At 32.3% G+C, this 15,061-nt stretch carries 15 protein-coding genes; 3 read left to right on the forward strand and 12 right to left on the reverse strand.

Features of this window, described 5'->3' with window-relative positions; translation table 11 throughout:
• Positions 1 to 50: 50 nt before the first annotated feature.
• The 4 genes from KQI38_RS13315 to nuoE form a co-directional block, all read right to left on the reverse strand.
• Positions 51 to 506, reverse strand: a complete 456-nt coding sequence (locus KQI38_RS13315) for a ferritin-like domain-containing protein (protein WP_216560143.1) — start codon at positions 504 to 506, stop codon at positions 51 to 53.
• A gap of 74 nt (positions 507 to 580) precedes the next feature.
• On the reverse strand, positions 581 to 1,516 hold the full coding sequence (locus KQI38_RS13320) for an NADH-quinone oxidoreductase subunit G (protein WP_216560145.1): 936 nt from the start codon (positions 1,514 to 1,516) through the stop codon (positions 581 to 583).
• A gap of 16 nt (positions 1,517 to 1,532) precedes the next feature.
• Positions 1,533 to 3,422, reverse strand: coding sequence for an NADH-quinone oxidoreductase subunit NuoF (locus tag KQI38_RS13325; RefSeq protein WP_216560147.1), 1,890 nt, complete (start codon positions 3,420 to 3,422; stop codon positions 1,533 to 1,535).
• Positions 3,423 to 3,438: 16 nt separating this feature from the next.
• Positions 3,439 to 3,924 (reverse strand): NADH-quinone oxidoreductase subunit NuoE, encoded by a 486-nt coding sequence (gene nuoE, locus KQI38_RS13330; RefSeq protein ID WP_094903016.1) that lies wholly within the window; start codon positions 3,922 to 3,924, stop codon positions 3,439 to 3,441.
• Positions 3,925 to 4,265: 341 nt separating this feature from the next.
• Between nuoE and KQI38_RS13335 the strand changes: the two genes are divergently transcribed.
• Both KQI38_RS13335 and KQI38_RS13340 read left to right on the forward strand, forming a co-directional pair.
• Positions 4,266 to 5,132 (forward strand): DUF4438 domain-containing protein, encoded by an 867-nt coding sequence (locus KQI38_RS13335; RefSeq protein WP_216560149.1) that lies wholly within the window; start codon positions 4,266 to 4,268, stop codon positions 5,130 to 5,132.
• 1 nt (position 5,133) lies between these two features.
• Positions 5,134 to 5,433: a DUF1294 domain-containing protein gene (locus KQI38_RS13340; protein WP_216560151.1), complete on the forward strand. Its 300-nt coding sequence runs from the start codon at positions 5,134 to 5,136 to the stop codon at positions 5,431 to 5,433.
• 35 nt (positions 5,434 to 5,468) lie between these two features.
• Here the strand turns inward: KQI38_RS13340 and KQI38_RS13345 are convergent, their stop codons facing one another.
• From KQI38_RS13345 to KQI38_RS13380, 8 genes are all read right to left on the reverse strand, one after another.
• Entirely contained in the window at positions 5,469 to 5,639 is a 171-nt protein-coding gene (locus KQI38_RS13345; protein WP_094903022.1) for a zinc-ribbon domain-containing protein, read from the reverse strand.
• Positions 5,640 to 5,808: 169 nt separating this feature from the next.
• A complete protein-coding gene (locus KQI38_RS13350) occupies positions 5,809 to 6,423 on the reverse strand; it encodes an acetate uptake transporter (protein ID WP_094903024.1) in 615 nt (204 codons plus the stop codon).
• A gap of 91 nt (positions 6,424 to 6,514) precedes the next feature.
• Positions 6,515 to 7,192 (reverse strand): uracil-DNA glycosylase, encoded by a 678-nt coding sequence (locus tag KQI38_RS13355; protein WP_094903026.1) that lies wholly within the window; start codon positions 7,190 to 7,192, stop codon positions 6,515 to 6,517.
• A gap of 42 nt (positions 7,193 to 7,234) precedes the next feature.
• Positions 7,235 to 8,401: an alanine racemase gene (gene alr, locus KQI38_RS13360; RefSeq protein ID WP_216560153.1), complete on the reverse strand. Its 1,167-nt coding sequence runs from the start codon at positions 8,399 to 8,401 to the stop codon at positions 7,235 to 7,237.
• A 274-nt stretch (positions 8,402 to 8,675) separates the two neighbouring features.
• Positions 8,676 to 9,749 (reverse strand): tetratricopeptide repeat-containing glycosyltransferase family 2 protein, encoded by a 1,074-nt coding sequence (locus KQI38_RS13365; protein WP_216560155.1) that lies wholly within the window; start codon positions 9,747 to 9,749, stop codon positions 8,676 to 8,678.
• A gap of 696 nt (positions 9,750 to 10,445) precedes the next feature.
• Positions 10,446 to 11,285 (reverse strand): hypothetical protein, encoded by an 840-nt coding sequence (locus KQI38_RS13370; RefSeq protein WP_216560157.1) that lies wholly within the window; start codon positions 11,283 to 11,285, stop codon positions 10,446 to 10,448.
• Positions 11,286 to 12,141: 856 nt separating this feature from the next.
• Positions 12,142 to 13,056, reverse strand: a complete 915-nt coding sequence (locus tag KQI38_RS13375; RefSeq protein WP_216560159.1) for an exosporium glycoprotein BclB-related protein — start codon at positions 13,054 to 13,056, stop codon at positions 12,142 to 12,144.
• Between the two features lie 351 nt (positions 13,057 to 13,407).
• A complete protein-coding gene (locus KQI38_RS13380; protein ID WP_216560161.1) occupies positions 13,408 to 13,983 on the reverse strand; it encodes an HD domain-containing protein in 576 nt (191 codons plus the stop codon).
• A 289-nt stretch (positions 13,984 to 14,272) separates the two neighbouring features.
• On the opposite strand from KQI38_RS13380, the gene KQI38_RS13385 reads away from it, so the two are divergent.
• The gene (locus tag KQI38_RS13385) at positions 14,273 to 14,929 is read left to right on the forward strand and encodes a GNAT family N-acetyltransferase (RefSeq protein WP_216560162.1); all 657 of its coding nucleotides are present in this window, start codon (positions 14,273 to 14,275) and stop codon (positions 14,927 to 14,929) included.
• Positions 14,930 to 15,061: the final 132 nt, after the last annotated feature.

Consider the following 15,061-nt stretch of genomic DNA (forward strand, 5'->3'; position numbering starts at 1 on the left):
TTTATGCTTTTATATTGATATGCAAAATCTTCTTTTAATGAATTCTTTTGTTACCATACTTCATTATAAGCAACATTAACATAAATATCTTCTAATCTAGTCTTATGCATTTGCTCCATCTTCACAAGTCCAAGAAAAAGCTTTTTCTGCTCCTCATCTAAACAAATATTAGATAAATGTTTATACATATTCATAGCTTCTTCTTCATTCTTTATTGCTAAGCCAATAGCATCTGCGAACTTCATTTCCACAGTTAACTTTGGTTTATCTATGGTTTCAGCTAATTTATAATCGCTAACTTCACTTACTTTTATTTCATCCGCTCCACTATCCAAAAAGTCTTCTAAGAACTTCTTATGTTTTAATTCTTCTTCAGCTAATTCTTCAAAGGTCTCTTTAAGATGTTGATCTTCTACCTTTAAAGCAGCATCCCTATAGAATTCATATGCCTCGACTTCATTATTTACAGCAAACTCTATAATTGATTTAAATTCATGGATTGTCATTATATATCCCCTTCTTATAAATCATATTATTATAAATTAATAGATTTAATATTTTGCTACTAAAATCTTGAGAATTATTTTTCCTCTATCTTCTCTATTTTTTCTATAATATCTGATAATCCAAGAGTCTTCGTCCAGCTAGACTCAACAAATTTTTTACCTATCTTCCTATAAGGCTTATCCGGATTATGGAGATACATTAATTCTGTAGTAAGTCTCCCCTTCAAGCATAAAGGTCTGCCATTAGAAGGTGATTTGGCTCTTACTGCAATGTTTTTATTTTTCTTAGATAATACTTCAAATTCACATCCATATGCACATACCTTACAGCTTACAGTTTTAACCTCTGCCTCCCAAACTCTGGTCTTACCCAGTAGTCTCTTATCTACTAAGGCTCCCACAGGACATACGGTCACACATCTATTACAGGATACACATTTTGAGGTTTCAAAGCTTTGATCATCATCTAAAACTATTTGGGTATTATAACCTCTCTTAGCAAAGGCTAAAACTTCTCTTTCTCCCTTTATCTGAGAACAAGTTCTAACACATTTACCGCATAAGATACATTTACTGTTATCTTTCAATATATATGGACTTGAAGTATCTATAAGTTTAGGTCTCATAGCACCATCATGTTCTCTAAACCTAACATTATATCTATAGGAATATTTCTGTAATAAACACTCTCCCGCTTTTTGGCAAGTCAAACAATCATTTGGATGACTATCTAATAAAAGTTGTAATATATCTTTCCTAGCATTTACTACTCTTTCAGTCTCCGTATTTACAACCATACCTTCTCTAACCTTGACAGAGCAGGAGGTTTCAAGTTTTTTACTGCCTTCTATTTCAACTATACATAATCTACAGGCTGATACCACTTCTAGATTAGGGTCATAGCAAAGAGCTGGAATCTCTATGTTAAGTTCTTTTGCAGCTTGGATTATAGAATAGTCTTCAGGCACCGTGATCTTTTGTCCATCTATAGTAAGTGTTACATATTTCATCACTTTACCTCCTTCTCTATCTCTTAATTACTGCTCCAACAGGACATACTGTCATGCAATTACCACATTTAATACATTTATCTGTATCTATTACATGTCTTTCCTTTACCTTTCCATCGATGCAGGAAACAGGACAGTTTCTGGCACATTTAGTACATCCAATACATTTATCTGTAATGTAGTATTCTAGAAGTGCTTGACATGCACCAGCAGGACATTTCTTATCTCTTATATGAGCCTCATATTCATGTCTAAAATATTTCAATGTAGTTATTACTGGATTAGCAGCTGATTGTCCAAGTCCGCATAAAGATGCAGAGCTAATTGTTTCAGATAGACTTTCTAGTCTTTCTATATCTCCTTCTTCTCCCTTGCCTTCAGTAATTCTTTCCAAAATCTCAAGCATTCTCTTTGTACCTTCTCTGCATGGTACACATTTACCACAAGATTCCTCTACAGTAAAGTCAAGGAAGAACCTAGCAATATCAACCATACAATTATTTTCATCCATTACAACCATTCCGCCTGAACCCATAATGGAACCTAATGCACCTAAGGATTCAAAGTCTACTGGTACATCTAAATATTCAGCTGGTATACAGCCGCCTGAAGGTCCACCAGTTTGTACAGCTTTAAATTCCTTACCATTTGGTATCCCGCCGCCAATATCATATACAATTTCCCTAAGAGTCATACCCATTGGTATTTCAACTAGTCCTGTATTTTCAATCTTTCCACCTAAAGCAAAAACTTTAGTTCCTGGAGATTTTTCTGTACCGATATTTCTAAACCATTCTACTCCTTTTTGAAATATTATTGGCACATTTGCAAGAGTTTCTACATTATTTATAATAGTTGGTTTCTGCCATAAACCTTTATGAGCAGTTCTATTGATTTTAGTTCTTGGCATCCCTCTTCTTCCCTCTATGGATTCCATAAGAGCTGTACCTTCACCGCATACAAAGGCTCCTGCCCCAAGTCTTAATTCAATATCAAAATTGAAATCTGTACCTAATATATTTCTACCTAATAATCCGTATTCTCTCGCTTGCTTTATAGCTACTTCTAATCTTTGTACAGCTATTGGATACTCTGCTCTAACGTAAATAAAACCTTGATCTGCACCTACTGCATAACCAGCTATAGCCATAGCTTCCAGTACAGAGTGAGGGTCTCCCTCCAGTATTGATCTATCCATAAATGCACCAGGATCTCCCTCATCTGCATTACAGATTATATATTTTTGATCTGCATCATATTTATATGCTTCTTCCCACTTCCTCCCTGCTGGGAATCCTGCACCACCTCTACCACGTAAATTAGAGTCCTTCACAGTCTTTATTACTTCTTCTTGAGTCATTTCTGTTATTACTTTTGCTAGCGCTGAATATCCATCAAGTGCTATGTATTCTTCTATATCTTCTGGGGCTATAACTCCACAATTTCTAAGTGCGATTCTAGTTTGTTTTTTATAAAAGTTAACTTCGCTAACAGGTTTAATCTTGTCTTCCACATAGGATTCCTTAAATAATCTTCTTTTAACTATATGACCTTTTACTATATGTTCTTCTACGATTTCCTCAACATCTTCTAATTCAACATGGCTATAAAATACACCTTCAGGGTAGACTACTATATTTGGTCCTGATTCACATAAGCCAAAACAACCTGTGAGTATTACTTGTATATCTTCAGATAACCCTTTTTCTTTTACCTTCTCTTCTATTAAATTCTTGATCTTATCTCCATTTGATGAGTGACATCCCGTCCCACCACAAACTAATACATGGTGTTTTTTGAAACCCTCTCTCTCATCAATGAACTCCTTGCCTAGCTCTGACTGACGAAGCTTAATTCTATTCAGACTTTTTTCTTTAATTTCATTTAATTCTTTAATAGTGGTCATCGTCTACACCTCCATATTATCTATATTTATCTAATATGCCTTTTACATCTTCAGGCTTCAATCTACCATATACATCATCATTCACTGATAAAACTGGTGCTAATCCACAAGCTCCAATACATCTGGTGGCCGTTAATGAGAATTTCATATCTGGTGTAGTTTGTCCTGATTCAATACCTAGCTCTTCCATAACCTTATTAAGTAATTCTTGAGATCCTTTTACATAACATGCAGTTCCTAAACAAATTCCAATTTTGAATTCACCTTTTGGTATTAATGAAAATTGGGAATAAAAAGTAGCTACTCCATATATTTCGGATAACGGTACATTTAATCCTTTTGATATCATTTCTAAAACTTCAACTGGCAAATAGCCAAATTTAGCTTGTGCCTCTTGTAGTACAGGCATTAAAGCTCCTTGCTTTTCTTTGTTGTCTTTAATAAAAATCTTAAATTCATCAAGCTTGTCCTTATTCTTCTCTAAATCAAATTTAAACTCCACTTATAGCCCTCCTTTTTATTAATATTACTAAAGAATATACAACAATCAAAAGGTACTGTCCATAGTAATATTTACTATTTTCACCATGCAATATTTGATATTAAATATCTATTAAATTTATCTATGTATCCCAATTAGACAATATCATTCTATAATAGTCCATATATTTTGTCAATTTATAAATGCTCATTAATACTGACGAAACCATCATTTTTCTGAATATATTTGAAACTTTTATATACTTTTATAATAAGTATTTTATAAAAATTATTATTTTCTACATTTCTTTCTATATTTATATAGTATAATTTATTATATATGACTAATAGGAGGTGGTTTTTTTGTTAAAAACTAACAGAGACAAACTAGTAATTCAATCGGTACAGGGTAAAATTCATAGCCCTATAATGGGACCAAGCCCTTATAGAATAAGTGGTGATGGCAGACCTATGATTTTACATGCCACTGGTGGTATTACATACAATTTTCAAATCGGAGATTGTTGTATGGATCTTGTAGGAGACCATGTAGAACCAGGTGTAAGTATTAGAAATGAAGAAGTAGCTGAAAATAGAGCCTTAATGGTTCTATCCTGTGTAGGTAACGAGGCTAAAGTAATATCTGGCGACGCAAAAGGTGCAAGGGGATTTGTTACTGGAATGCATGGTGGAATTGAACATGTTATGATATATTTCCCTCAAGAAGACCTAGAAAAAATGGCTATAAATGACAATATACTTATTAAAGCCCATGGTCAAGGCCTTGCAATTGAAGGTCATGATGATATAGTAGTAATGAATCTTGATCCTAATTTATTTGAAAAAATAGGCATTAAAGAGAATGAAAATGGAGAACTGGAAGTTCCAGTAGTAACTGAAATACCAGCACATCTAATGGGTTCAGGTATAGGTAGTGCTACTAGTTTTAGTGGAGATTATGACATAACTACAGGAGATGAAAAAGCAGTAAAAGAATATGGAATAGATAAACTTAAGTTTGGCGACATAGTTCTTTTGAAAGACTGTGACAATACCTATGGGCGTCAATATTTAGAAGGTGCTGTAACTATTGGTGTAGTAGTACACAGTAATTGCATACTAGCAGGACATGGCCCTGGCGTTACTGGACTTTTAAGCTGCAAGACTTCTAAGATAAAGGGAATAAAAACTGAGGATGCCAACATAGCTAATTATTTAGGTGTAAAATAAAATGAATCTTATTTCAAATTTTAATAATAGGGAGATCTTTTTATTAATTTATTTAATATCCATAAACCTTATTTCTTTCATATTGTTTGGTATAGATAAAAATAAAGCTGAAAAGAAAGAATGGAGAATATCTGAAGCATCTTTGCTTCTTACGTCTATCTTGGGTGGATCTATAGGTTCTTTAATTGGCATAGTGGTTTTTAAACATAAATTAAGTAAAAAGAAATTCTATATTGGTATTCCTTGCATTCTTATATTGAACAAGATCATTGAATTAATTATATTTAATAATATCAGATAATAATAATGACAGGGAACTATCCCTGTCATTAATTCTTATCTTCTAAAACCTCTGTTGTTACCTTTTTCTTGTTTTCTTTTTTTCCTACAATCTACACATCTTTGCGGTTCATTATCAAAACCTTTTTCCTTGTAGAATTCTTGCTCTCTTTCTGTAAAAACAAAGTCAGTACCACAGTCTTTACATTTTATTGTCTTATCTGCCATTTCAACATTCCTCCTTTACATTTATTATAAGATTTAAAACAAAATCAAAAATATTGCATAAAAGAGGAAATGTTGTTTGCTCGATTAGTAATCTTCTTAATTTTAAATCTTATTTGATACTAATAGTATAATTCTAATTTTTAAACTATGCAATAAAATTCTTTATATCTTATTTAAATATTCCAAATGGCTTACCTACAGGTAAAAAGGTTTTTCCAAAATGCTCATTTAATACTGATGCACCACAGCCATAGAATGACAATAAGGAAATTATCAACTCTGAATATGCTGCTAATTTATGTGGAAATTCCCCCATAATACCAAAGGAATCAAGAGTTAATCCAATGAATAATAGGTCTATAAAGAAGAATATTAAAAATAATACCTTATGTGTTTCCATAGCACCTATAGTCATAAAAATTGTAAATATTAGATATCCTAAAAATGCAAATCCTAATTGTTTTGTGTCTACACTTGATGCTAGGGCTTGTCCAAATACTCCCATATTTATCATCCAAGATGTAGCAACACCCATCCAAAAGAACGCATAGGCTCCAAATGCAGTCGTACCAAAAGTATTATTTCTTTTTGAATCATTGATACAAGCAAATAATTGAGCAAAAGCACCTAAAAATATTGCCCATGGTATTACAAATGATAAACCTTGTGTAAGACCTAGTTTTTGCGATGATGCCACTAATGTGACCATTGCTAATCCAAATAAGCCCATGGCTGATGGATCTGCATTAACAATTTTTACATTTTCTGTCTGAATTTTCTCCATAAAATCCTCCTTTAAATAATATAATCTCATATATAATACCATGTTTTAGATTTATATCAAGTTATTTTTTTATCATATTTAAAGGATAGATTTAAATATTTTCTATTTGCCAGTCTATAGGCTTTTTCCCTATGGATTCTAAAAATTTATTGGTCTTAGAAAAAGGTTTTGATCCAAAAAAACCTCTGCTAGCCGATAATGGACTAGGATGAACTGAGGTTATTATATAGTGTTTTGGATTAGTTATAAAAGCTCTCTTCTTAATTGCATTATTTCCCCAAAGAATAAATACTATAGGATCTTCTCTCTCATTTAGCAATTTAATAATATGATCCGTAAATATTTCCCAACCAATTTTACTATGGGAATTAGCATCTCCAGCTCTTACAGTTAAAGACGTATTTAGTAGTAATACTCCTTCTTTAGCCCATTTAGTTAGAGTACCATTATTTGGTATATAACAGCCTAAGTCATCTTTTAATTCCTTATAAATATTTACCAATGAAGGTGGTATCCTTACTCCTGGTTTTACTGAAAAGCTTAGTCCATATGCTTGATTAGGGCCATGATAAGGATCTTGCCCTAATATAACTACTTTAACATCCTTATAAGAAGTATAATGTAATGCGTTAAATATATCATTCATATCTGGATATATAGTTCTAGTCCTATATTCATTAATCAAAAATTGTCTCAATTTTTGATAATATTCCTTTTGCATTTCTCCTTCTAATAAGTCTTGCCAATCATTATTAAATATTTTTTTCATATAGCTTCACCTCTATTTATTATCCTGAGTCAATTCCATATCCTATAATTCTAATAAATAATCTGTTACATTTATTATTTCTTTATTCTTTATATATATTCTAGGCAATCTCTTGTTAAACATACATTGCACGGCTGCTGGAATTTGACCACTTTTATTTGCAACTTCCTCTATGGTAATTTCTTTATCTAAGCTCTTACCCATAAGTATTGCTTCATCTCCTCTTTTTACATCTAATCCAGTTACATCTATCATTAATTGATCCATACAAATTCTACCTACTATAGGAACTACAGTATTATTAACTATACAGTTTCCTTTATTGCTAAGTTCTCTACTAAATCCGTCGGCATATCCTATTGGCACTGTGGCTATCTTTGTTTTCTTTTTAGCTTCATATATAAGCCCATAACTTAATTTTTCTCCACTTCCAATTTCCTTCACATGAGATATTTGAGCTTTTAATGTTAGAATATTTTTAAGTTTTAAAAGTTCTCTATCAGCATTAGGGAATGGATATACTCCATATAAAATAATTCCAGCTCTGACCATATCATAGTTTAAGTCTGGGAAATTCATTATAGCTGCACTATTGCTAATATGCTTTATTGGAATATTTATATCTAACTTCTGTAATGCGTTACAAACATAATCAAATCTTCTTACTTGCTCCATTGTATAACTAGGATCATCATCAGAAGCAGCAAAGTGAGTAAACATTCCCTCTACTTCTATATTATCCATGTTATAAATATCCTTAATATCTTTTATACCATCTTCATTAGGCATAAAGCCTAACCTATTCATTCCAGTTTCAATTTTTACATGTATCTTTACTGTTCTATCTAATCTCTTTGCTAACTGAGAAAAAATCTCACCCTGTTCTTTAAGATACACAGTTAAAGTAATATCATTTAAAATAGCCTTTTCTGCTAAGTACTCTGGTGTATAACCCATAATTAATATTTCTGCATCCTTCACATATTTACGTATATGAAGTGCCTCTGAAAGATGTGCCACACCGAACTTTTCAACACCTTCTTCCATTAGAGTCCTAACTATTTGTATAGCACCGTGCTCGTATGCGTCTGCTTTAACTACTGCCATTAGTTCAGTTTTTTCTTTCAATATACTTCTGATTTCCTTATAATTATGGATAAGATTGTCTAAATCTATTTCCATCCATGCTGGTCTTGTTAGTTTTTCCAATAAAGACACCTCCGTTATTTTAATCCTTTGTATATTAAATTATAATATATTTTATCAAAAATCTATGATTAAAGCTAAGCTTTTTCAGCTTAGCTTTAATCATAGAAATGGGACTTCCTATTCATACTATGATAAATATATAATTAATCTCATCTATAATGTGATTATTATATGTATAGAAAGTCTTAACGAAAATCCATTTGTAAATCCAGTTAATATCATTTTTTACTTCTTATAGCTAAATACTTATTTATATAAATCTATATTTAGTTTCTTATTTGCCAATGTTTTTAAAATAATTCCTATTATATTCTACAGCTGGATCATTAGGCTTATATTCTGCTGCTTTATCATTATATTTTATTGCTTCCTCTATGTTTCCAAGCCTCTCATAACATATACATAATTGTATACATGGAATATATCCCCAATAATCATGTTGCATAAATCCCCAATTATCGATTGGCTTTTCTAGTTCTAAAACTAATTTATACCAAAATATGGCTTTTTCATACTCTTTATTACTAAGATAATAATATCCAATCTGGCAACAAATTTCTGCCCTTGGAGTGTCATATTCAAAGCTCTTCAGTAAAGCCCTTAGCATATTTTTTTTATCATTTTTATTATTATAGCAAATTGAAAGATTATGGCAAGCACTTATATTGTCTTCTCTCCACCCTTTTTCTGTGTCTAAGAACTTATTAAAGTATTCTATTGCATCATCATATTCTTCATTATAAAATAATTCTCTAGCATAATAATATAGTCCCCTAGGTGTTAAATCTGTTCCCCTTAATATAGCTTTTTTATAAATAGCTATATTTCTACCTCCAACAGTAGGACGTTCTTTTTTGTGAGTTATACAAATATCAGAATTTATTATGTTTCCATTTAATTCTAGATATTCATGAACAGGCTCCATCCACTGATAATTATTTATTCTTTTTAGCAAGCGTTCTCTGAAATATGATAGAGTAATATTACCATTTTCATCAAAACCTACATTATATTTCATCATTACTATATCAACATTATGATCTAACTCTTGTTTCAAATCCTTGAACTTCTCTCTATCTCCTTCAAGAATAACATCATCGGCATCTAGCCAAAGGATAAAATCCTTTGTAGCTTTAGAAAAAGAGTAGTTTCTTGCTGCAGAAAAATCATCAATCCATTCAAAATCAAACACCTTATCTGTATATCCTTTGACAATTTCTTTTGTATTATCCTTAGATCCAGTATCTACTATTATTATTTCATCAACGATATCTTTTACGCTATCTAAGCATCTAGATATAACATCTTCTTCATCCCTAACAATCATACATAAACTTATAGTTATCATCTAATCACCTCAAAAACAATTTTCCATTATATAATATGATGAAGTATTTATTTTTGTGATTTATACTAAAATATATAGTAAAGTATGTAATTTTATATTAATTTTTTAGTATCATATTCAATCTAATAAATGTTTGATAAAATCTGTTTAACTTTTTAGCATCAGATTATAAAGCTTAGTCAACAATCGAGTCCACTACATCCTTAACTGAATTCATCACATCATTCTATATTTTTATTATGTCATAATTATCTATAAATCTTCTTCTAAAAAATATACCATACTTCAATAATCCAGCAACTATCATAATATATGTTCGACTACACATGATATCACTATATTTATATATTGTTTATCAAAATGGAGTTATGCACATCCATAATGAGGTGGAGTTTTGTCCATTAGTTGCATTTCAGATCTGTGCTGCTTAGGTTTAGATAAAAAATAAAAACTCCCCTATTTTTCAAGGAAGAGCTTTTATTAATTTTAGCATTGATAAAATGTCTGATTTAACGATTACATTTGTCAGTGTGTGCATTTTAGGCCGTTAGGGATAATGCTTTTGCAAAAACTTCTTGCGGTAGCTATGATCAACAATTATGAAAATGAATGATCATGCAACCCATACAACAAAAAATAACCGAAAAAAGCCTACAAGCATAGTCTCCTGCTTTTTAAAAGTATTAAATAACATTTTTAAGGTATGGTTAAAAAAACAGTGACAGCAACGCCTTCGTTTAGTGCACCTACGCCTGCACTGGTTGTAATCTGAACGGAGAGAAGCGTTCCTTGGGTCACAGCAATACTTCCTGTGCCAGTTGCTAGACAATTAGGTGTATTGGAATCATTTGGTCCTTCGACTGTAGCTGATATTCCTGTACTTATCGGATCTTCAAATCCACATGGACTTGTGAAAATTGTAGCTGTAACCGATTCGCCATCCGGTATTGTATTATTTCGGATGTTTAATACCAGACCAACAATGGTAGCGTTTACTGGTAACGTAACTGTACTTCTGCTAAATTGCGGACCAGGTGAAGAAGTTCCTAAGCCAACCCAGCCATTATCACTAACAGATTGGTCAGTTGCTAAATATATTGTTGTAGCACCTGGGCCTGTTGGACCTGTCGGACCTGTTGGGCCTGTTGGGCCTGTTGGACCTGTTGGACCTGTTGGACCTGTTACTCCTGTTCCTGTTGGACCTGTTGGGCCTGTTGGACCTGTTACTCCTGTTCCTGTTGGACCTGTTGGACCTGTTGGGCCTGTCGGACCTGTTGGACCTGTTGGGCCTGTTGGGCCTGTTGGGCCTGTCGGACCTGTTGGGCCTGTCGGACCTGTTGGACCTGTTGGACACTTTATAACGCATTCGCAGTCAAATTTGCAGCAATCATGATCCCTTCTGCAGCAATCATGATCTTTTCTACAGCAATCATGATCCTTCCTACAGCAATCATGATCCTTCCTACAGCAATCATGATCCTTCCTGTAAGGGTTACATTTTGATCCATACCAATTATTATAAGAAATATATGACATATTAAATCTCCTTTCTATATTTACAAATACAATGAATTTTTCACACTTTAATATAAAGTGTGTACAATTCGGTAAAAATAGAATTTTTATTCAGTCTTTTATTTTATAACAGTTTATTAAATAATTTATCTCTATAATATAATATGAAATACAATATAAAAGGTGTACAGTTTTTTATACAAGCACATACTATATAAGAAAGACTAAAAAAACCAATAATAGAGTTAACTAAACTCCATTATTGGTTTTAAAATTTTCTATTGTTATATTATACAGATTAATTTTTTATATGATAATATAATTATCATTGAGCATAAATATCTAGGCAAAAAGATGCCGATATTAGGATTTTTAAGAGCTTCTTCCACACAGCGATTCATATATCCTTAGCCTGACTCAGTTTGGGCAATAGTGGTTTATAGCGTTGTTCCAAATGAGCTAGCAAATCTGCTCTCTGAAAACAGAAAAGGTATGATATAAACTCATCTCCTAACTTATTCAAAATAATTAAAAGGAGTGGGATTTATCGAAACTGATAGTGAAGATTCAGACACTGATCATAGCCCTACTATTTATCCAAGAGAAAATTCCAAATTATCTCATGAGTCTAACCCTTATACTAAAGAAATATTTATAGATATCTGCCAAGAGATAAATAGTACAGAAATTATTATAGGCAAGCTAAAGAGTCATTTTTTCAACTTATGTAAGCTTTATATTGTTTCTTTATATATTCTTCTATTACTTTTTTCTACCTACCGTACTTACATATGTAGATACAGTAGGGACAAAACAAACCGCCGGCTAAGCCGGCGGTCATGATTTATAAAGGTCTTCTTACCCAAAAAGATGTCTTTTAGATAATTCCAATGCCACCACTTGCCTGACCAGTTAGTGTAGACGCTATATCAATTCCAGCTGTAATTGCAGAAGAAAATACAAGCATCAAACGCATACCTGCTGTGACAGGGAAGCCAATACCACTAATTGAGCCTGTGGCGATGTCTCCTGCAGAGATAACACCACTAAAGCCAGGAGAAAGGTTAACTGTTGCACCTGGAACTGGTGTAAAAGAGTTGCTTCCAGCTGGTGCAGAATATACTGTTGCAGAAACCGTAGCAGTAGATCCAATTAAACTCAAACCTAGAGTGACGTTAAAGGTAGCAGATAAGGAATCCAATGTTCCACTGCGAGGTACATTGAAGGCTAGGTCGCCTATTAGTGTAATATCGATTGCACCACCCAGACCGGTTACACCTGTTACGTTCGAACCAAATCCCACGATACTACCTGTGTTCAATACTCCACCTAATACAGTTGTCAACACTGCAGGTGTTACACCAGAAGCGAATGGGATAATAGCCCCGCCTCCTGCTGCACCTGTTGGACCTGTCGGACCTGTTGGGCCTGTTGGACCTGTTGGGCCTGTTGGACCTGTTGGGCCTGTTGGACCTGTCGGGCCTGTCACTCCTGTTCCTGTTGGGCCTGTTGGACCTGTTGGACCTGTCGGGCCTGTCACTCCTGTTCCTGTCGGGCCTGTCGGACCTGTTGGACCTGTTGGGCCTGTTGGACCTGTTGGGCCTGTTGGGCCTGTTGGACCTGTTGGACACCTTAGAACACATTCGCATTCAAGCTTGCATTTATCATGATCTCTTCTGCAGCAATCATGATCTCTTCTGCAGCAATCATGATCTCTTCTACAGCAATCATGATCTCTCCTGCAAGGGTCACATTTTGATCCATACCAATTATTATAAGCTATATATGACATATTAAATCTCCTTTCTATATTTACAAATACAATGAATTCTTCACACCTTAATATAAAGTGTGTACAATTCGGTGAAAATAGAATTTTTATTCAGTCTTTTATTTTATAACAGTTTATTAAATAATTTATCTCTATAATATAATATGAAATACAATATAAAGGGTGTACATTTTTTTATACAAGCATATACTATAAAAGAAAGACTAAAAAAACCAATAATAGAGTTAACTAAACTCCATTATTGGTTTTAAAATTTTCTATTGTTATGTTATACAGATTAATTTTTTATATGATAATATAATTATCATTGAGCATAAATATCTAGGCAAAAAGATGCCGATATTAGGATTTTTAAGAGCTTCTTCCACACAGTGATTCATATATTTCCTTAGCCTGACTCAATTTTGGTAATAGTGGCTTATAGCGTTGTTCCGAGTGAGCTAACAAATCTGCTTTCTGAAAACAGAAAAGGTATGATATAAGCTCATCTCCTACCAGATCAATAGATTCTTTCACACCTTCCACAGTAGGGATAATTTGATAATCATGATATTTAATAAGTTTACATACTTTATTTATAAAATCTTCCTCATATCCTAATCTTGTTAAAATTAAGTTTGCAATTATTTCACTTACTTCCTCATGTCCCTTAAAACTGTCAACATTATTAATAACAACTTTTTTATAAGGTTTACCTATATCATGTAGGAGTGCTGTTATCTTCAAAATTAAATCAGAATCTACTTTATTTACAGTCTCTAATATATGATCGAATACATTATAAATATGAGCAGGCATATTCTGTTCACAGTCAACGCAAATAATAAGTTCTGGAATGATTCTAAGAATTTCATCTTTGTAATCCTTTATATCTTTGTTTGAGCCAAGTATATAGTTTAACCTTTCTCTATCTACTGAATATGTCATAATATTTCCCCCTTTAATAAATGAATCAATATATTAAATATCCTTCTCTGCATTTAATAATATTAGCCTATATTATATAACCTAATAACTAAATATATATTTTTAAATTAAAATAAAAGTATAATTTTCATTTTTTAAGATTCCCTTAAAATATAGACAGTTCATCTTATAAAATAGATTAACATATTTTTTAAACTTTTCATAGATAATGGGTATAATAATATAAAGGGAGGCGGGATATGCAGGGTTTTATATTTTTAATCTAGTTTACTCAAAATAATTAAAAGGAGTGGGATTTATCGAAACTGATAGTGAAGATTCAGACACTAATCATGACCCTACTATTTATCTAAGAGAAAATTCCAAATTATCTCATGAGTCTAACCCTTATACTAAAGAAATATTTATAGATATCTGCCAAGAGATAAATGGTGCAGAAATTATTATAGGCGAACTAAAGGGTCATTTTTTCAACTTATGTAAGCTTTATGATGATAAACAATTAAACAATATTATCTCTTTGATTCATCAATACGATGAAGAAACCTTTGATATTTGCAATAGTTTAATAAAAGAAACATCATGTTATAAAATAGGCTGTGAAAATATCTATCACCTAGATCGTTTTTTCATTTTTCCTCAATATAGAGGTAGTGGAGTCGGACGGCACGTATTAGATACCTTTGAAAAAAATATAGATTTATTTATGGAAAATAATGTTAGATATATAGGGCTTTTTCCTGACCCTATTACTGATGATTTAGAATATGATTCTATGGAATCAATGAGTAAAGAAGAAAGGGAAAAAGCTGTTAAGCACTTGAAACTTTTCTATTCATCTTTAGGCTTTGTAGAGATGAAGACTAATCCAAATTATATGTATTTAGATTTAAATCACCTAAATCTATACAAGCGAAAACTTTCTTATGAAGTAATATATCAGTAAAACCAGCTGTTTTTGAACTGACCTTTGTCAAGTAGACAGGTAATTTAATTAAAAATTCATGCACAATTGGATGCTTGATTTCGATATTCAATCGGAGTTAAGCATCCTAATCTTTTTTGGTACCTTTGTTCG

Source organism: Tissierella carlieri, from assembly GCF_018917285.1.
Lineage (GTDB): Bacteria > Bacillota > Clostridia > Tissierellales > Tissierellaceae > Tissierella > Tissierella carlieri.